The organism is Streptomyces sp. NPDC037126 (genome assembly GCF_055605965.1).
The window spans coordinates 390,535-409,311 of record NZ_JBVJTD010000002.1; the positions used below are offsets into that span (position 1 = coordinate 390,535).

The window sequence follows — 18,777 nt, forward strand, 5'->3', positions numbered from 1 at the left end:
CTGAGGGTCGGGGCGGTGTGGCCCTCAGAGGTCGGCGGTGAGCGACAGGCCGATCTCGTCGTCGCTCATCTGCGAGATCAGTTCCAGCAGCCTGCGTTCCACCTCGGCGGCCAGCCGCTCCACCGTGGGGTGCTCGAAGAGGTCGCGGACCGCCAGCGGGCAGTCGAAGGCCGTGCGCAGCCGGGAGGCGACGGCGACCGCGCGCAGGGAGTGACCGCCCAGGGCGAAGAAGTCGTCGTGGACGCCGACGCGGGGGAGGTCGAGCACCTCGCACCAGACCTGGGCGACGACCGTCTCCGCGGGGGTGCGCGCCGCCACGAAGGCGTGCGGTGCGGGGGCGGCGGGCTCGGGCAGGGCCGCGGTGTCCAGCTTGCCCTGCACGGTCAGCGGCAGGGTGTCGAGCAGCACGAACGCGGAGGGGACCAGGTAGTGCGGCAGGTGAGCCCGGCAGTGCGTGGCCAGGGACTCCTCCGACAGCCCGCTGCCCGCGGCGTACCCCACCAGGGCGGCCTCGCCGCGCGGGGTGCGGACGACGACGGCCGCGCCGCTGACGCCGGGGTGCCGGCGCAGCACCGCCTCGGCCTCCGCCGGTTCGACGCGGAAGCCCCGGATCTTGACCTGGTCGTCGTTGCGCCCGAGGAACTCCAGTTCTCCCGAGGGCAGTCGGCGTACGAGGTCGCCGGTGCGGTACAGGCGTCCGCCGGGCCGGCCGAAGGCGTCGGGCAGGAACCGCTCGGCGGTCAGCGCGGGCCTGCCCAGGTAACCCCGCGCCAACTCGGCGCCGCCGACCAGGAGTTCGCCGGGGAGGCCGTCGGGCACCGGCTCTCCCTGGGCGTCGACCACGTAGGTGCGGCGGCTGCCGAGGGCGCGTCCGATGGGCACCCGGCCGCGCGGCAGGGTGTCGACGGTGTGCGCGGTGGCGGAGATCACCGCCTCGGTGGGCCCGTAGGTGTTGATCACCGGGGTGGCGGGCAGGTGGGTGAACCAGCGCTCCAGGGGGTCGGCGGGCAGGGCCTCGCCTCCGGTGACCAGCAGCCGCAGCGAGGCGAGGCGGGGCGCCAACTCGTCCAGCTGGGAGACCAGTTCCGCCCAGTAGGACGGGGTGAGTTCCATGACGGTCACCCGCTCCCGGGCCACGCGGTCGGCGAGCTGTCCCGGGGTCCAGATCTCGTCCGGCCGGACGATCACCGTGGCCCCGGTGCTCAGCGCCGGGAGGATCTGCTCCAGGGAGGCGTCGAACGAGGTCGAGGCGAAGGTGAGCACCCGGTCCCGCTCGGTGAGCGCGAACTTCTCGCGGGCGGCGGCCACATGGGCGTCCAGCGCGTGGTGCTCGACGCCGACGGCCTTGGGCAGGCCGGTGGAGCCGGAGGTGAAGATGACGTAGGCCAGGTCGCCGGGGTCGGGGGTGTGGCGGGGGCCGCCGGGGTCCGGGCGGACGTCACGGACGTCGACGGCCCGCGCCCCGAGCGCCGTCACGGTGTCCAGGGTCTCCGCGCCGCACACCACGTGCCGTACCCCGGCCTCCTGGAGCATGTACCGCAGCCGCTCGGCGGGAAGCCGGGGGTCGAGCGGCACGTACACGCCGCCCGCCCGCCACACGGCGAGCATCGCGGCCACCGACCACACGCCCCGGCTCACGCACACCCCCACGGCGCCGCCCGCCGTCACGCCCGCGGCGGCCAGGTCCGCGGCGAGTCCGCCGGTCAGGGCGTCCAGGCCCGCGTGGTCGAGAGCGGTGTCCTCGCAGACGACGGCGGTGGCCTCCGGCCGGCCCGCGACCCGGAACCCGGGCGCCGGCGCGGCGTCCGTGCCGGCCGCGGACAGCAGCCGCTCGCGCTCGTCGGCGGCGAGCAGGGGCGCCTCGTCGACGCGGACACCGGGGTCGGCGAGGAACGCCTCCAACAGCCCTCCGACGTGCCGGGCGAACCGGGTGGCGGTGGCCGGGTCGAACAGGTCAGCGGCGTACTCGACGTTGAGGGCGAACCGGTCCGGGCGGACCACGAAGGTCGCGGTCAGGTCGAACTTGGCCGAGCCCCAGGGCAGGGCGAAGCCGGCCGTGTCCGCTCCCGGCGGGTTCGGGCCGCCGGTCGAGTCGTCCTGGACGTCCACCATCACCTGGAACAACGGGTTGCGGGACAGGTCGCGTTCGGGTCGCAGCCGCTCCACGACCCGCTCGAACGGCACCTCCTGGTGGTCGAAGGCGCCCAGGACGACGTCCCGCACCCGGTCCACGAGTCCGGCGAACGTCGGTCGCCCGGACAGGTCCGTGCGCAGCACCACGGTGTTGACGAAGAAGCCGACGAGCGGCTCCAGTTCGAGCCGGACACGCCCGGCGACGGGCGTGCCCACGGACACGTCCTGCTGGCCCGTCCAGCGGGCGAGCACCGCCTGGGCGGCGGCCAGCAGCACCATGAAGCGGCTGGCACCGCGTTCGCGGGCACAGGAGTCCACGCGCTCCACGAGGTGGGCGGGCAGCTCGACCTCGACGGCGCCGCCCCGGCCGGTGAACGCGGCCGGGCGCGGCCGGTCCGTGGGCAGCTCCAGCACGGGTGCGCCGTCCAGGGCGGCTTCCCAGTAGGCCAGTTGGGGTTCCAGGGCGCCACTGTCGGCGCGGTCGCGCTGCCAGACGGCGAAGTCGGCGTACTGCACGGGCAGCGGCGGCAGCTGAGCACTTCGGCCCGTTCGGCGGGCCGCGTAGTGCAGGCCGAGTTCGTCGAGCAGGACCCCCTTGGACCAGCCGTCGGTGACGGCGTGGTGCAGGGCGAGCAGGACGACGTGGTCGTCCTCGGCCAGCTCCCACACGCCGGCCCGCATCAGGGGCGGCCGGGCGAGGTCGAAGCGGCGTGTGGCGAGGGCCGCGGCGGCCCGGCGGACCGCCGCCAGACGTGACTCCTCGTCCGGGGCCTCGGGGGCCGGCTCCCAGTGGAGCGGGACGCCCATCGGGTCGCACACCTGCTGCAGGGGGCGGCCGTCGGACTCGACCAGCGCGGTGCGCAGCACCTCGTGCCGTGCCACCAGGTCGTCGAGGGCCTGCTGCCAGGCGGCGCGGTCCAGGCCGCCGCGCACCCGCCAGCAGTACCAGAGCAGGTAGGAGTCGCCGCGGTCGGAGGTGCGGTCCAGGAACCACAGGCGTTCCTGGGCGAAGGAGAGCGGCAGCGGCCGGTCGCGGTCGACCGGCACCACCTCGGCGGCCCCCGAGGCGCGCGCGGCGCTCACCCGGGGGGCGAAGCCGCGGACGGTGGGGTTCTCGAACACCGTGCGCAGTTCGATGTCGCGGCCGAGGCGCTGGGCGATCCTGGAGACCGCCATGGTGGCGAGGAGCGAGTGCCCGCCGAGGTCGAAGAAGCTGTCGTCGATGCCGATCCGGTCCAGGCCGAGGACGTCGGCCCAGACCTCGGCGACCACTCGCTCGGTCTCGTCGCGCGGCGCGCGGAAGCCTGGGTCGGCGGCGGAGCGCGTGTGGGCCGGATCCGGCAGCGCGGAGCGGTCGAGCTTCCCGGAGACGCCGACCGGCAGCGCGTCCAGGAGGACGTAGTCGGAGGGGATGGCGTAGTGCGGCAGGTGCCGCGCGCACCAGGCCCGCAGTTCCGCCCGCTCCGGCGCACGGGGCGCGTCCGGGGCCGGTACGACGTAGCCGACCAGGGCGCGTCCGGTGGCGCGGTCTGGCCGGGCGGCCGCCGCGGCGACGAGCGGGCAGGCGCGCAGCACGGCCTCGATCTCGCCGAGCTCGATCCGGAAGCCGCGGATCTTCACCTGGTCGTCGCGGCGGCCCACGAACTCCAGGTCGCCGCCGGGCTGCCAGCGCACGAGGTCGCCGGTCCGGTACAGCCGGGCGCCGGCCGGACCGTGGGGGTCGGGCACGAAGCGTTCGGCGGTGAGCGCGGGCCGGTTCAGATAGCCGCGGGCCACTTCGGTGCCGCCGACGAGGAGTTCGCCGCACACTCCGACGGGCACCGGTTCGCCGTCCGCGTCGACCACGTACACCCGCCGGTCGCCGAGGGGCCGGCCGATGGGCACGCTGCCCGCGGGCGGTTCGTCGGCGTCGTAGGTGGTGGCGGTGACGGTGGTCTCGGTCGGCCCGTAGGCGTTGCACACGCGTACCCAAGGGACGGCGGCGCGCCAGGCGGCGAGGGTGTCGGCCGGGACGGCTTCGCCGCCGAGGACGAGCAGCCGCAGGGAGGCGAGGGCCGCGGCCTGCGGGCGGTCGAGGGAGAGCGTCAGTTCCGACCAGTAGGTCGGCGGCACGTTGACCACGGTCAGTTCGTGCCGGCGGACGATCTCGGGGACCTGGCTGGGCAGCCAGGGTTCGTCGGGGCGCATGACGACAGTGGCACCGGTGCCGAGGGCGGGCAGCACCTGGTCCAACGAGGCGTCGAAGGAGAAGGAGGAGAAGGCCAGTACCCGGTCGGCGGCGGTGATGCCGAGGCGCTGCCGGACGGCGGCGACGTGGGAGGCGAGCGCCGTGTGCTCCACGCCCACCGCCTTGGGCCGGCCGGTGGACCCGGACGTGAAGATGACATGGGCGAGTTCGCGGGGGTGGGGCTCGTGGCGGGGGCCGTCCGCGGCCGGGGTGACATCGGTGACGTCGACCGTGGCGGGAGCGAGGCCGTCCCCGGTGCCCGCGGTCGCCGGGTCGGTGACCACGCAGGCGAGCCGGGCCTCCTGCGCCATGAACCGCAGCCGCTCGGCGGGGAGTTCGGGATCGAGCGGGACGTACGCCCCGCCCGCCCGCCAGATCCCCTCGATGGCGGCGACGGACCACGGCCCGCGGCGCAGCAGCACGCCCACGGGGCTGCCCGCGGTGACCCCGGCCGCCCGCAGCGCGACGGCGAGTCCGCCGGTCATGGCCTGGAGTTCCGCGTAGGTGACGCTGCGGTCGCCGCAGCGCAGGGCGGTCGCGTCGGGCCGCCCGTGGAAGCGGACCGGCGGCAGGGGGCCGGAGGGCCGGTCGGCCGCCCGGTGCCACTCGGGGCGGGGCCGGGCGGGCGCCCCGGGGCCGGTGGGCAGCGCGCGGACCAGGTCCCGCACGGGGGTGTCGGGGTCGGCGAGGACGGCACGCAGCAGTGCCGGGTAGGCCCGGGCGAACGCGCGCATCGTGCCGGCGTCGAACAGGGCGGTGGCGTACTGCAGGATGGCGGCGATGCCGCCGTCCGCGCGCAGGGTCAGGTCCAGGAAGACGTCCAGCGGGGTCTCGGTGAGCGGCGGCTCGACGAGGGTGACGTCCAGGCCGGGCATCCGTATCGGCCGGATCGGGCTGTTGAGCAGGGTGAACGACGCCTGGGCGAGCGGGTGGCGGGACAGGTCGCGGGCGCCGCCGAGCGCACCGACGACGAGGTCGAAGGGGGCCTCGGCGTGCGCGAGGTCGGCCGGGACCCGGCCCTTCACCCGGTCGAGCAGCGTGGCGAAGCCGGGTCCGCCGGACAGGTCCGTGCGCAGCACGACGGTGTTGACGAGGGGGCCGATCAGCGCGTCGGCGCCGCGCCGCCCGCGGTCGGCGAGCGTGCTGCACACGGCGACGTCGGTGCGGCCCGCCCAGTGCCCGAGGAGCGCCTGGTAGGCGGTGAGCAGCAGCATGTACCGGGTGGCGCGCCGGGAACGGGCGAGCGTGTCGACGGCGGCGACCAGGTCGGCGGGCAGGTCGAAGCGGACGACGTCACCGGAGCCGTCCCAGACACGGGGGCGCGGCCGGTCGGTGGGCAGGTCGAGCGGGCCGAGCCCGTCCAGCCGGTCGCGCCAGTGGGCGAGCAGGCGCTCCAGGCGCTCGCCGGAGAGGCGTTCGGTCTGCGCGCGGGCGAGGTCGGCGTACCGCACGGCGGGCGGGGCGAGGGCTTCGCCCCGGTAGCCCGCGGCGAGTTCGTCCAGCAGGACGCCCCACGACCAGCCGTCCACGGCGATGTGATGCACCTCGACGAGCAGCAGGTGCTCCTCCGGACCCACCCGGGCCAGCGTGGCGCGGACCGGGTGCCGCGCGGACAGGTCCACGGGGCGGCCCAGGCAGTGCTCGAACAGGTCGACCGGGCCCGTCGCGTCGATGTGTTCCAGGTCCAGGCCCGCCGGCGGGTCGACCACCGGCACCGGCTCGCCGTCTACGGCGGTGAACCGGGTGCGCAGCACCTCGTGCCGGGCCACGATCCCGGACAGCGACCGTGCCAGCCGTTCCGTGTCGAGGGGGCCGCGCAGCCGCAGCGCCAGGGGAAGCATCGATTGGGTGGAGGAGCCCGCCAGTTGGTCCAGGAACCACAGCCGGCGCTGGGCGAAGGACGCCGTGCGGGTGTCCACGTCGTTCGGTGCCCCCGCGGGGGCCGGGCCTGTCGTCACTGTGAGCCTCCCAGCCGTGTTTTGCAGCAGACTGCCGTCGGCTCGTGACGGGCCATAGGGAAGAAGACGCAGCACCACCGGCAGAGCGGTGATCGCCGCCGGCTCCCGTTGATCACTCGCCACTCTTCGGCGACACGACATGCACGGCCGCGGGGCGTGGCTGCCCGGTTCCCCGCGGCGGGCCGTCGCCCGGCGGCCGGATAAGTCAACGACCTGTCATTGCGGGCGGTCCGGCCGCCGATACAGACTGCGAGCGTGACGGAGCAACATGTTCACGTGACCCACCGGCTCGCCCTGAACGAGAGCCCGTACCCCCCGCTGGCCTCCGTGCGCGAGGCGATGCACCGGGCCGTCGCGGAGGCCCACCGCTACCCGCGGTTCCATCCCGACGACCTCGTCGACCGGATCGCCGCGTGGTGCCGGGTGGCCCCGGACCGCGTCGCGGTCGGCAGTGGATCGGTCGGCGTGGCCCTGCAGCTGCTCCGGGCGGTGGTCCGGCCCGGCGACGGCGTCGTCCACGCCTGGCGCACCTTCGACGGCTACCCCCTCCTGACCGCCATGGTCGGCGCTCGGGGCGTGCCCGTGCCCCTGTCGCCTGACGGACACCAGGACCTGGACGCCATGCTCGCGGCGTTCGACCACCGCACCCGCGTGGTGGTGCTGTGCAATCCGCACAACCCCAGCGGGACGCTCGTCACCGCCGGCGCGCTGTCGGCGTTCCTGCGCCGGGTGCCCCGGGACGTCACGGTGCTGCTCGACGAGGCGTACGTGGAGTTCGCCCGCGGCCCCGGTCTGCCGGACGCGCCGGCGCTGCTGGACGCGCACCCCAACCTGCTGGTCCTGCGCACCTTCTCCAAGGCCTACGGCCTCGCCGCGCTGCGGGTCGGTTACGGGCTCGGGTCCCCCGGCCTGGTGGAGCGGGTCCGCCGGCAGCAGCTGCCCTTCGGGATCAACGCGGTGGCGGCAGCGGCGGTGAAGGCGTCGCTGCGGGCCGAGACCGAGCTGCGGCTGCGGGTGGACGGCATCGTCGCCGAACGTGAACGGCTTCGGCACGAACTCCTGTCCCTCGGCTGGCGCGTACGCCCCAGCCACGCCAATTCCCTCTGGCTCGCCGCGCCCGATCCGGTGGACGAGGGCGCGGCGGCACTCACCGACGCCGGTGTCCAGGTGCGCCACTACCCGGGCGAGGGGATCCGGCTCACCGTCGGCGACCGGAACGCCAACGACACCGTGCTGACCGCGCTGGCGCACCGGATCCCCGGTGAGTGCCGCGGTGCGGCGGCGCGTCACGCCTCCTGACCGGAGTGTCAGCCGGCGATCTTCGGCCAGCCCTCGGCAACCGTCTCCCTCGCCTGCTCCAGTTGGGCCTCCGTCGGGAACTGCGGCGTTCCCTCGACCGTCGGCAGCCGTGCGGCGGCGGCCCTGTCGAGGGTGCCGTCCTGTCTCATGACGTCCATGAGCACCGGGCGGGCGTAGGCGCGCAGCCGGAGGTTCTGGCCCTCCGGGCTGAAGAGGTACTCCTGCCACAGACGGGCGGCCGCCGGGTGGGGGGCGTTCTTGTTGACCGCCAGCGCGAAGTACTGGGCGAAGCTGCCGTCGAAGGGGATGGCGACCTGCCAGTTCACGCCCTTGCCGCGGAGCTGGTCGGCGTAGTGCAGGTTGATGTAGTCCCAGTTGATGCTGATGGGGGTACGGCCGTCCTCGACCGTCGCCAGGTCGGACCTGAGCGGGCTGAGGTTCCCCTTCTTCTCCAGCTCGGCGAAGAAGTCGAGGCCGGGCCGGATGTCCGCGAACGAGCCGCCGTTGGCGAGCGCGGCCGCGTACACGCCGGCGAAGGCGGTGGCGGACCGGGTGGGATCGCCTTCCAGCGCGACCTTGCCCTTGTAGGCGGGCTTCAGCAGGTCGGTGAAGGTCTTCGGACAGGGGTCGACCCGGTGCGCGTCGCAGCCGATGGAGATGTAGCCCCCGTAGTTGTTGGTCCAGCGGGCCTCGGCGTCCTTCTGGTTGCCGGGGATCGAGTCGTAGGCGGCGACCTTGTACGGCGCGAGCAGGTTCGCCGTCGCCGCGTTGCGTGCGAACGTGTCGCCGACGTCGATCACGTCGGGGGCCGTCGGCCCGTGGCCCCGTTTCCGGAGGGCGTCGACCTCGTCCTCGCTGTGGCCCAGCGGGTTCTCGACCGTGACCCTGATCCCGTACTTCTTCCGGAAGCCGTCGATCAGGCCGCCGTAGCCGGCCCAGTCTCGCGGCAGGGCGATGGCCCGGAGCGTGCCCTCCTGTTTCGCCGCGGCGACCAGCGCGCGCATGCCGCCCACGTTCGCGGCGGAGGTGGCTGACGACGGCGGCGCGAGCCGGGCGGTCGGCGGGTTCTCGCACGCGCTCAGGCCCAGTGCCGCGAGAGCGAGGCAGCCGAGGACGGCCGCTGCTCGGGCACGGGATGTGGTCACGGCTGCTCCAGGCGGGCGATGTGGTTGTCACCGGAGGACGTGTGCTCGGTACGGGGCGCTTCGGGCCGCCGCGGTGGTGTCCGGTGCCGCCGTGGCCGGCCTGGACGTCCGGCGGCTCTCGCAGGCCGGCGTCCGCGCGCCGGCGAAGGGGCCGTCGAGGTCAGGGTACCCGGCCGCCCCGGCCCCGGAATCCTCCGCCAAGGCCCGGGTCCCTCGCCCCTGCGCTCCGGCCGGGGGCGGCACGCGTCCTTCACAGCTCCGTGTCGTCCCACAGCCCGAGCACGGTCTCATCGAGTCCTTCCGGCTCCGGCGCGGCTCCTTGGCGGAGGGACTGTTCCGCCCAGATGACCTTGCCGGTGGGGGTGTAGCGGGTGCCCCAGCGTTCGGCGAACCGGGCGACCAGCAGGAGGCCGCGACCGCCCTCGTCGGTGACTTCCGCCCGGCGCGGGCGGGGCGATGTGCTGCTGCCGTCCGAGACCTCGATGATCAGGGAGCCCCCGGCGGGGCCGCTGACCGGCACCGTGCGGAGCAGCCGGACGGCGATGGGTTCGGTGCCGTAGCGGATGGCGTTGGTGATCAGTTCGCTGAGGACGAGTTCGGCGCTGAAGGCCACGTGCTCCAGGCCCCACTCCGTGAGCCGGCGGGCGCAGGCGGCGCGGACCGGGGCCACCGCCGCCGGGTCGCGGGGCACGTCCCACTCGGCGGTCTGCGCCGGTCCGAGCCGGCGTGTGCGGGCCACCAGGAGCGCGATGTCGTCCATGGGCCGGTCGGGCAGCATCGCCTGCATCACCGCCGCGCAGGTGGCCTCCGGTGTCCGCTCGGGTCCGGTCAGCGCATCGCGCAGGGCCTCCAGACCGACGTCGAGGTCCCGGGTGCGGTCCTCGATCAGCCCGTCGGTGAAGAGCACCAGCCGCGAACCCTCGGGCACGGTGAGCTCGGCGGTCTCGACGGGGAGGCCGGCGCCGAGCCCCAGCGGCGGGGAGACGGGCAGCCGCGGGAGGTCGACGGTCCCCCCGGGCCGTACCAGCGCCGGTCCCGGATGACCGGCGGTGGCGAGGACCAGCTGCCCGGAGACGGGGTCGTAGACGGCGTACTGGCAGGTCGCACCGGTGATCATCCCCTGCCCGTCCTCGGTGGCGGCCTCCTCGGCGTCGATCTGGGCCACCAGTTCGTCCAGCCGGCCGAGCAGTTCCTCGACGGGCATGTCCAGGACGGCGAAGTTGTGTACGGCGGTGCGCAGCCGGCCCATGGTCGCCGCGGCGTGCAGACCGTGACCGACGACGTCGCCCACGACCAGCGCCACGCGGGTGCCGGACAGCGGGATCACGTCGAACCAGTCCCCGCCCACCCCGGCCTGGGCCGGCAGGTAGCGGTAGGCCACGTCGAGGGCGGACTGCTCGGGCAGCTCGCGTGGCAGCAGGCTGTGCTGCAGGGTGACGGCCGTGGCGTGCTCGCGGGTGTAGCGGCGCGCGTTGTCGATGCACACCGCGGCCCGGGAGGCCAGTTCGCCGGCGAACGACCTGTCCTCCTCCTCGAACGGCGCGGAGTCCTCCGCGCGCCAGAAGCCCACCACCCCCAGCACCACGCCCCGGGCGCGCAACGGGACCACGAGCAGGGAGTGGATGCCGTGCCCGGCGATCCGGCGGGCCTGTTCGGGCTGCGGGTCCCGCGGGCCGTCGGAGGCGTCCGGGCCTCCGGCCAGGACCGGCCGGCCCCCGGTCATCCGCACGGAGACGGGGTGGTCCGGGACGGCCCGGAGCAGCTCGCCCACGGGGCGCGGAAGATCGTCCGCGCCCGGTCCCGCGACGGCGCCGCGCCGCAACTCGGTGGCGACCGCGGTGGCGCCGGGGGGTTCCTCGCCGCGCAGGACCGGCTCGAACAGTTCGACGGTGGCGAAGTCGGCGAACCGGGGCACCGCCACCTCGGCCAGCTCCCCGGCCGTGCGTCCCACGTCCAGCGTGGTGCCGATCTGCAGTCCGGCGTCGTAGAGCATTCTCAGCCGTTCGTGTGCCACGTCGGCCCGGCCGGTCAGGGCCAGAAGCTCGGTGGTGTCACGGAGCGTCGCCACACTTCCGACGGGTCCGTGCGGTGCGGTGAGCCGCTTGTTGACGGCGAGCAGCCGGCCTGCCGCCAGGCACACCTCGTCGGTGGCCTGGCGTTCGGAGGCCAGCAGCCCGGCGAGGTCCTCCTCCAGTCCCAGATCGGTGACGTGCCGCCGCTCCGCGTCCGCCGGCAGGTCCAGCAGCCGCCGCGCCTCGTCGTTGGCCAGCAGCAGCCGGCCCGCACCGCCGACGATCAGCACTCCTTCCCGTACCGAGTGCAGCACCGCGTCGTGGTGCTCGTACATGCCGGCCATCTCGGCCGCCCCCAGGCCGTGGGTCTGGCGCCGCAAGCGCCGGCTGACCAGTCCCGACCCGCCTGCCGCCACGGCGAGGGCCGCGGCGGCGCCACCGACGAGGACCGGCAGCTGGCGGTCCACCCTGTGCTGTACGGTCTCGACCGTCACGGGCACGGAGACGATGGCGATGACGGAGCCGTCGGGATCCCTGACGGGAACCGCCGAGATCACGGAGAGCCCCAGGGACCCCTTGAAGGTGCTCGTGAACGGTTTGCCACTCGCCGCCACGGCGTACGGACCGATGACGTGCTTCCCGATCTGACGCGGGTCGCTGTGCGTGAGGGTGATGCCGTCCAGCCCGTACACGATGACGGCGTCGACGCCCGCGGCCTTGCGCGCCGCTTCGGCGTGCGGCTGCAACACCGCGGTCGGATGCGCGCTGTGCAGCGCCGCCACGGTGCCGGGGGCGTTCGCGAACGTCTGCGCGGTGGCGAGCGTGCGCTGGCGGGCGTCCGCGGTGACATCGCCCCGGGCCTGCACCACGAGCACCACCAGGGTGGCCGCGACGAGCAGCAGCACGACCGCCAGCTGCAGCAGGAAGACCTGTCCGGCGAGGCTGTGCACGTTCAGCAGTGAGCCGGCCCTCCGCTCCTGTCCCCCCGGGCGGGGCCGATCGGGGGGACCGGTCCGCCTGGACGCACGCGACACATCGCGCCCAGGTCGACCCCAAACTGCGCTCATATCCCCTTTGTATCGTTTCGGGGCGCGGGGCCACCACGTGACCGCCTCCGAGTCGTCGCGGCGCCCTCGGGCGAGCGGCATGGTGACCGCACGCATAACCGGGGGCCGAACTATGTCGCCCCGCCACATGTGCCCCTGACCTGGGGCCTCCTACCGTGTGCCGACACGTACCCGTCCCCACCGCACACGAGGAAGTGGCGCACATGGCATCCCCGGCTCCATCCGCTCCCCCGACTCCCACCGGCCTCACCAGGATCGTCGCGGCCAGCCTCATCGGGACCACCATCGAGTGGTACGACTACTTCCTCTACGGTTCGGCCGCCGCCCTGGTCTTCGGCCGCGTGTTCTTCCCCGATTCGGACCCGCTGACCGGCACCCTGCTGTCCTTCCTCACCTACGCCATCGGCTTCGCCGCCCGCCCGATCGGCGCCGTCGTCTTCGGCCACTACGGCGACCGCCTCGGCCGCAAGAAGCTGCTGGTGATCAGCCTGCTGATGATGGGCGGTTCCACCGCCCTGATCGGCTGCGTCCCCGGCTACCGCACCATCGGTGCCGCGGCCCCGCTGCTGCTGACCCTACTGCGCCTGATCCAGGGCTTCGCGCTCGGCGGCGAGTGGGGCGGCGCGGTGCTGCTGGTGTCGGAGCACGGTGACGCGAAACGGCGTGGCTTCTGGGCGTCCTGGCCGCAGGGCGGCGCACCGGCCGGCAACCTGGTCGCCGTCGGCGTGCTGTCCCTGATGACCACCACGCTCAGCGACGACGCCTTCGACTCCTGGGGCTGGCGGGTGCCGTTCCTGCTCTCCGCCGTGCTGGTCATGATCGGTCTGTGGATCCGGCTGTCCGTCGACGAGTCCCCGCTGTTCAAGGAGGCGCTGGCCAGGTCCGAACGGCGCAAGGCGGAACAGCGCGCCGAACAGCCGCCGTTCGTCGCGGTCATGCGCAACCACTGGCGGGACGTGCTGGTCGCGATGGGCGCGCGGATGGCCGAGAACATCTCGTACTACGTGATCACCGCGTTCGTCCTCACCTACTGCGTCGACCACCTCAAGATCGACAAGCAGACGTCGCTGAACGCGGTGCTGATCGGCTCGGCGGTGCAGTTCTGCCTGATCCCGCTGTTCGGCGCGCTCTCCGACCGGGTCGGGCGCAAGCCGGTGTACCTGGTGGGCGCGGTCGGCGTGGGCGCCTGGTCGTGGGCCTTCTTCGCCCTGCTCGACACCAGGTCGTTCCCCGCGCTCGTCCTGGCCGTCACCGTCGGCCTGATCTTCCACAGTGCCATGTACGCGCCCCAGGCGGCCTACTTCTCGGAGCTGTTCGCGACCCGGATGCGCTACACCGGCGCCTCCATCGGGGCCCAGCTCTCCTCGGTGGCGGCCGGCGCCCCCGCCCCGCTGATCGCCACCGCGCTGCTCGGCTCCTACGGCGACTCCGCCCCGATCTCGGTGTACGTCGGCCTGGCCGCCCTGGTCACCGTGATCGCCGTGGTCGCCTCCCGCGAGACGCGCGGCAGGGACCTGGCCGCGATCGAGCCGGACGACTCGGCGGCGGGCCGCGCCCCGGACCGCCGGACCGCGGCGTCCGCCTGACGCCCGGCACCGCTCCCCGGCCGGGGAGGGGGCAGACTCTCCCCGTCCGGGGAAGGGCCCGCCCCCTCCCCGGCCGTTCGCCCGTCCACCGTCCACCGACTCGCAACGGTTGCCCGCCCATGCCGCACAAGCCCCCGTCCGTCGCCCCTCACCTGCGCCGCCTGCTCGAACTCCTCGCCGCGGGCGCCCCGGCCGAGGACCTCGGCGCCGTCGCCGTCGAGGCCCGGCGCAGCGGTGCCACGGCCCAGGACCTCGCGGAGGTCGAGCAGGCCGCCGAGGCGGCGCTGCGCGTACAGACCGCGCTCCGGCAGCACCGGCGCCGCGAGGCGGAACTGACCGCGCTCTTCGACACCGCCGGCGACCTGGCCGCGCTGCGCGACCTCGACGCCGTGCTGCGCTCCATCGTGCGCCGGGCCAGGATGCTGCTCGGCACCGACACGGCCTACCTCACGCTGCCCGACGAGGAGGCCGGGGACACCTACATGCGGGTCACCGACGGCTCGGTGTCCGAGCTGTTCCAGAACCTGCGCCTGCAGCTCGGCGAGGGCCTCGGCGGCCTGGTCGCGCAGACCGCCCGCCCCTACGCCTCCCCGGACTACCGCACCGACGGCCGCTTCCTGCACACCGGCAGCATCGACGCCGGGGTCCTCGACGAGGGCCTGGTCGCGATCCTCGGCGTTCCGCTGCTGCTGGGGTCGGGAAGCGGGGGCCAGGTCATCGGCGCCCTGTTCGCCGCGGACCGCACACCGCGCACCTTCTCGCCCGACGAGGTGGCCCTGCTGTGCTCGCTGGCCGACCACGCCGCCATCGCCATCGACACCGCCAAGGCCATGGCCGACGCCCGGGTGGCGCTCGCCGAACTGGCCGAGGCGAACGCGGTGATCCGGGAGCACTCCGCCGCCATGCAGCGTGCCGAGGAGTCCCACGACCGGCTCACCGACCTGGTGCTGCGCGGCGGCGACGTCTCGGACGTGGCCGCCGCCGTGGCGGGTCTGCTCAAGGGTGACGTCGCCGTGCACGACGGCTCCGGGTGGCCGCTCACCACGGTGGCCGGGGACGGCGGCGCGTTCACCGGGGGCACGGGCGGCCCCGGCGACGGCGAGGAGGCGGCGGCGCTGGTCGCGGCCGCGGAGCGCTCGCGCGCTGCCGCGCACGCGGTGTTCCTCGACGACCGGTGGGTCTGCGCGGTGCTGGCCGGGCAGGAGCTGCTGGGCTGCCTGGTCCTGTACGGGCGGCCGGACCTGGAGGGCCCCGACCGGCGCCTGTTCGAGCGGAGCAGCGTCGTCACCTCCCTGCTGCTCCTGCTGAGGCGATCGGTCGCGGAGACCGAGAACCGCGTGCGCGGTGACCTCGTCACCGATCTGCTCACCGCGCCCGACCGCGACCCGGCCGGCCTGGTGGACCGCGGCCGCCGCCTCGGCATCGACCTCAACCGGCCCCACCTGCTGCTCGTCGCCCGCACCGACGCCGCCGCCCGCGAGCGGCTGGCCGACGCCGCCGTGCGCCACCTGTTCGGCTCCGGCAGCGTCAGCGCGGAACACGACGGCGCCGTGGTGCTGTTGACGCCCTGCGACGGCACCGGCCCGGGCGAGGCGGCCCGCGTCACCGCCGGCCGGCTCGGTCAACTGGTGGGCGCGCCGGTCACGGTGGCCGGCGCCGGGCCGGCCGCCGGGCCCCGGGCCATCGCCGACGCGCACGCCGAGGGCTCCCGCTGCCTGCGGGCCCTGCGGATGCTCGGCCGGGACGGGCACGGTGCGAGCGCCGCCGAACTCGGTTTCCTGGGCGTGCTGTTGGGCGACGACCACGATGTGGACGGCTTCGTCGCCGCCACCCTGGGACCGCTGCTGGACTACGACGCCCAGCGCGGCACCCATCTGGTCCGCACCCTGCACGCGTACTTCGGCTGCGGCGGCAGCCTGACCCGGGCCAAGGAGGAGCTGCACGTGCACGTGAACACCGTCGTACAGCGCCTGGACCGCATCCAGGCGCTGCTCGGCCCCGGCTGGGACAGCCCCGAACAGGCCCTGGAACTCCAGCTCGCCCTGCGGCTGCACCTGCTGTCGGGCGGCTGACGCGGAACGGGTCGGCGCCACGTCCGGGCCCTCACCCCGCCGTCAGCGTGCCGCCACGCCGTCCCGGTCCCCGCCCTCCGTCACGCCGGCCGCGGCCAGCAGGTGCTGGGCCACGATCCGGGCGCCCTCGTCGCCGGCAAGGATCGTGTAGTGGTTGACGCCGGGCACGAGCCGGGTGCGCAGCAGCTCCGGGTCGAGCCCGGCGGCGGCGAGCCGCCGCTCGTCGTACAGGCCCTGGGGCTCGTCCATGAGGCCGCGTTCCGCCCACAGCATCAGGGCGGGGCGGGGCAGCCGGTGCACCGCACCCGACACCTCGTCCCCCAGCTGGTCCACGCCGTCGAAGCGGACCGCCTCCAGGCTGCAGGAGGAGCGCAGTTCGGGCTCCTCCCCCACGAGATCGCGCTGGATGTAGGCGTCCACCCACGGCGACCAGTCGCCGGCGAAGGCCGGATGCGCCTGCCAGAACGCGCGGTAGGCGGCACGGTCGGGAAACGTCATCGACAGCCGCCGCATGGCGGGGCCGATCACCGCGGTGATCAGCTCGTCGGGGTCCAGGCCGGCCGGGACGGGGAAGCCCACGCCGCCGTCCACCAGCAACAGGGCCGAGTGCAGGTGCGGGTGGCGCACCGCGGTCAGGGCCGCGGTGAAGGCCCCCATGGAGTGGCCGGTCAGCACCACCCGCTCCACGCCCAGCGCGTCCACCACGGCGGCCATGTCGTCGGCGTGGGCCGCGATGCCGTACGGGCCGGGCAGCCGCCCGCTGCGGCCCCGGCCGCGCAGGTCGGGCGCCACCAGGGTGGCCCGGCCCCCGAGGTGGTGGGCGACGCGCGCCCAGCTCAGTCCGTTGGCGGTGATGCCGTGCAGCGCCAGCACCACCGGGGCGCCCGGGTCGTCGGCCGGCCAGCGCGACACGGCCAGCTCTCCGCCGGCCACCGGCACCCCGAACTCCTCGCGCCCCGGCGCGGACGTGTCGGGACGGGCCGTCGTACCGTTCTGCGGGGTGTGGCTCATGACGGGAGGACCTCCTCGCGGTGGGCGGTGACGCGGGACGTACGGGCGGCGCGCACCCGGGCCGGGAGCCGTACGACCCCGCCGGGCAGCAGGTATATCACCGCGACGAACAGCGCACCGAGCAGGAACAACGGCTGGGAGAGCGGCACTCGGACCACGGCGGGCAGACCGGCGACCGCGCCCGAGCCGGCCAGGTCGCCGAGCCGGTGGTCGGCCCAGGTGTAGAGGATGCCGCCGGCCGCCGGGCCCCAGCGGGTGCCCGATCCGCCGAGCACGACCATCACCAGCAGGGACAGGGTGAAGTCGGAGGTGGTCGTCTGCGGGGTGGCGCCGCCGGTCAGCAGCAGGTACACGATGCCGCCGAGCGCGGCCAGGGTGCCGGCCAGGACGAACGCGACCAGCTTGAAGCCGTACGGGCGCAGCCCCAGCACCTCCACCCGGCGCTCGTTCTCCCTGATGCCCTCCCAGACCCGGCCGGTGGGCGAGCGGACCGCCCACTGCACGACGAACAGCACCACCACGAGGTAGGCGAGGGCGATCCAGTACAGGTTGGCGGTGTGCTCGATGCCCACCAGCGAAGCGGGCAGCCGGCCGGCGGGCGCGGCCCTGCCCTCCTCGCCGCCGGTGACGCCCCCGGGGTCGCGCTCCACGAGGATCGACGCGGCCTGCGCGAAGGCCAGGGTCACCATGGAGAACCCGATGCCGCCGACCCGCAGGCTCACCGCGCCCAGCAGGGCGGACAGCGCCACCCCCGCGAGCAGGCCGAGCAGCGCGGAGACGGCGAGCGGCAGGCCGGCCTCCAGCATCACGGTGTTGGTGACGTAGGTTCCCGTGGCGAAGTAGAGCGCGTGCCCGAAGGACAGCAGTCCGGTGCGGCCGAGCAGCAGGTCGTAGCCGGTGGCCAGACCGCCGAACAGCAGGCACAGGGCGAGCAGTTGCAGATTGCCGGGACCGCCGATCGGGCCGTCGAGCAGGCCCGGCAGCGGCAGCGCGCTGAACGGCACGGTGCAGAGCACCACCAGCAGCGCGGCGGGCCACCAGCGCGTGGCGCGTCGCAGCCGTGCGGAGCGGGTGGCGCCGGGGTGGTCCGCCGTGCGGGCCCGGCCGCGCGGCTGGGTGGCGGTGGTCATGCGAGCCTCCCGGTGAGCCCCCGCGGCCGTACGAGCAGCAGGGCGGCGAGCAGGACGACGACGGCGAGGTCGCCGAGCCCGGCGGTGGTGTAGTAGTTGGCGAACTGCTGGACGAGGCCCACGGCCACCGAGGCCAGCGCGGCGCCGGTGAGCGATCCCATGCCGCCCGTCACGACGACCACGAAGGCGAAGATGAGCAGCGAGGTGCCCTGTCCGGGGTCCACGGAGCCGAAGTAGAGGCCGCCGAGGGCGCCGCCGAGGGCCGCCGCCGCGCCGCCGATGGCGAAGACCAGGGTGAAGGCCCTGCGCACGTCGATGCCGAGCGCGGTGACCATCGCCCGGTCCTCCACGCCCGCGCGGACCACCAGTCCGTGCCGGGTGCGGCCGAGGAGGAGCCTGAGCGCGGCCAGTACGACCAGGGCGGCGGCGATCAGCACCATGCGGTTGAGCGGTACTTCGGCGCCCAGGAGGGCGAAGGTGCCGGACAGCGCCTTCGGCCCCGGGAAGGGCCGGGCGTCGGACCCCCAGATCGCGGACAGCAGGGCCGGGACGGCCAGGCCCACGCCCACCGTCGCGAGGATCTGCTCGCGGGGGCGGGTGTAGAGCGGGCGGATCACGGCGAGTTCGAGCAGCACGGCGGCGACGGTGCCCACCGCGGTGCCGAAGACGACGGCGAGGACGAACCCGGCGCCGCCGGGACCGGCGCCGGGCAGATGGCCCGAGGCGGCCCACCAGGCACCGTAGGCGCCGACGGACAGCAGGGCGCCGTGGGCGAAGTTGAGCACGTCCATCAGCCCGAAGATCAGGGACAGGCCGGAGGCGATCAGGAAGTACAGCGCGCCCAGGCCGAGTCCGGTGAAGGTGAGCAGCACGACGGTGGACATCAGGCGTCTGCCTCCGTGATCCGGGCGGCGGGACGCGCCGCGGGGCGAACGGGGGGACCGGCGGACGGACTTGCGGCGTCGCCGGAACCGGGGACACGGTGGCCGGTGGCACCTCGACCGGTGCCGTCGAGGCCGGTGCCGCTGAGGCCAGTCACGCCGGGGCCGGTTCCGTCGTGGCCGGGGCCGCCCTGGCCAAGGCCGCCGTGGCCGGGGCCGGTTCCGCCGAGGCCGGTTCCGCCGAGGCCGGTCACGC

9 protein-coding genes are annotated in these 18,777 nt (G+C 74.8%); 3 read left to right on the forward strand and 6 right to left on the reverse strand.

Annotated features, from left to right (window positions below; genetic code table 11):
- Nucleotides 1-24 precede the first annotated feature (24 nt).
- Nucleotides 25-6,318, reverse strand: a complete 6,294-nt coding sequence (locus tag ACZ7FF_RS06775) for an amino acid adenylation domain-containing protein (RefSeq protein ID WP_470810078.1) — start codon at nt 6,316-6,318, stop codon at nt 25-27.
- Nucleotides 6,319-6,573: 255 nt separating this feature from the next.
- Between ACZ7FF_RS06775 and ACZ7FF_RS06780 the strand changes: the two genes are divergently transcribed.
- Nucleotides 6,574-7,617 carry a histidinol-phosphate transaminase gene (locus tag ACZ7FF_RS06780; RefSeq protein ID WP_470810080.1) on the forward strand — a complete coding sequence of 348 codons (1,044 nt, stop codon included), beginning with the start codon at nt 6,574-6,576 and terminating at the stop codon, nt 7,615-7,617.
- A gap of 8 nt (nt 7,618-7,625) precedes the next feature.
- On the opposite strand, the gene ACZ7FF_RS06785 is transcribed toward ACZ7FF_RS06780, so the two are convergent.
- Nucleotides 7,626-8,762, reverse strand: a complete 1,137-nt coding sequence (locus ACZ7FF_RS06785; RefSeq protein ID WP_470810081.1) for an ABC transporter substrate-binding protein — start codon at nt 8,760-8,762, stop codon at nt 7,626-7,628.
- A gap of 250 nt (nt 8,763-9,012) precedes the next feature.
- The gene (locus ACZ7FF_RS06790) at nt 9,013-11,841 is read right to left on the reverse strand and encodes a SpoIIE family protein phosphatase (protein WP_470810083.1); all 2,829 of its coding nucleotides are present in this window, start codon (nt 11,839-11,841) and stop codon (nt 9,013-9,015) included.
- Between the two features lie 203 nt (nt 11,842-12,044).
- Between ACZ7FF_RS06790 and ACZ7FF_RS06795 the strand changes: the two genes are divergently transcribed.
- Together ACZ7FF_RS06795 and ACZ7FF_RS06800 are read left to right on the forward strand one after the other, a co-directional pair.
- A complete protein-coding gene (locus ACZ7FF_RS06795; RefSeq protein WP_470810084.1) occupies nt 12,045-13,427 on the forward strand; it encodes an MFS transporter in 1,383 nt (460 codons plus the stop codon).
- 119 nt (nt 13,428-13,546) lie between these two features.
- Entirely contained in the window at nt 13,547-15,499 is a 1,953-nt protein-coding gene (locus ACZ7FF_RS06800; protein WP_470810085.1) for a helix-turn-helix domain-containing protein, read from the forward strand.
- Nucleotides 15,500-15,541: 42 nt separating this feature from the next.
- On the opposite strand, the gene ACZ7FF_RS06805 is transcribed toward ACZ7FF_RS06800, so the two are convergent.
- The 3 genes from ACZ7FF_RS06805 to ACZ7FF_RS06815 are packed head-to-tail and all read right to left on the reverse strand — an operon-like array spanning nt 15,542 to nt 18,524.
- Nucleotides 15,542-16,510, reverse strand: coding sequence for an alpha/beta hydrolase (locus tag ACZ7FF_RS06805; protein ID WP_470810087.1), 969 nt, complete (start codon nt 16,508-16,510; stop codon nt 15,542-15,544).
- Nucleotides 16,507-17,640 carry a branched-chain amino acid ABC transporter permease gene (locus ACZ7FF_RS06810; protein ID WP_470810089.1) on the reverse strand — a complete coding sequence of 378 codons (1,134 nt, stop codon included), beginning with the start codon at nt 17,638-17,640 and terminating at the stop codon, nt 16,507-16,509. The genes ACZ7FF_RS06805 and ACZ7FF_RS06810 overlap by 4 nt, the downstream gene beginning before the upstream one ends.
- On the reverse strand, nt 17,637-18,524 hold the full coding sequence (locus tag ACZ7FF_RS06815; RefSeq protein ID WP_470810090.1) for a branched-chain amino acid ABC transporter permease: 888 nt from the start codon (nt 18,522-18,524) through the stop codon (nt 17,637-17,639). The genes ACZ7FF_RS06810 and ACZ7FF_RS06815 overlap by 4 nt, the downstream gene beginning before the upstream one ends.
- Between the last annotated feature and the right edge of the window lie 253 nt (nt 18,525-18,777).

Bases quoted from the DNA above. Each gene is read 5' to 3' on its own strand.
- ACZ7FF_RS06790 (WP_470810083.1), bottom strand. From the start codon at position 11,841: ATGAGCGCAGTTTGGGGTCGACCTGGGCGCGATGTGTCGCGTGCGTCC.
- ACZ7FF_RS06795 (WP_470810084.1), top strand. From the start codon at position 12,045: ATGGCATCCCCGGCTCCATCCGCTCCCCCGACTCCCACCGGCCTCACC.
- ACZ7FF_RS06800 (WP_470810085.1), top strand. From the start codon at position 13,547: ATGCCGCACAAGCCCCCGTCCGTCGCCCCTCACCTGCGCCGCCTGCTC.
- ACZ7FF_RS06815 (WP_470810090.1), bottom strand. From the start codon at position 18,524: ATGTCCACCGTCGTGCTGCTCACCTTCACCGGACTCGGCCTGGGCGCG.
- ACZ7FF_RS06805 (WP_470810087.1), bottom strand. From the start codon at position 16,510: ATGAGCCACACCCCGCAGAACGGTACGACGGCCCGTCCCGACACGTCC.
- ACZ7FF_RS06810 (WP_470810089.1), bottom strand. From the start codon at position 17,640: ATGACCACCGCCACCCAGCCGCGCGGCCGGGCCCGCACGGCGGACCAC.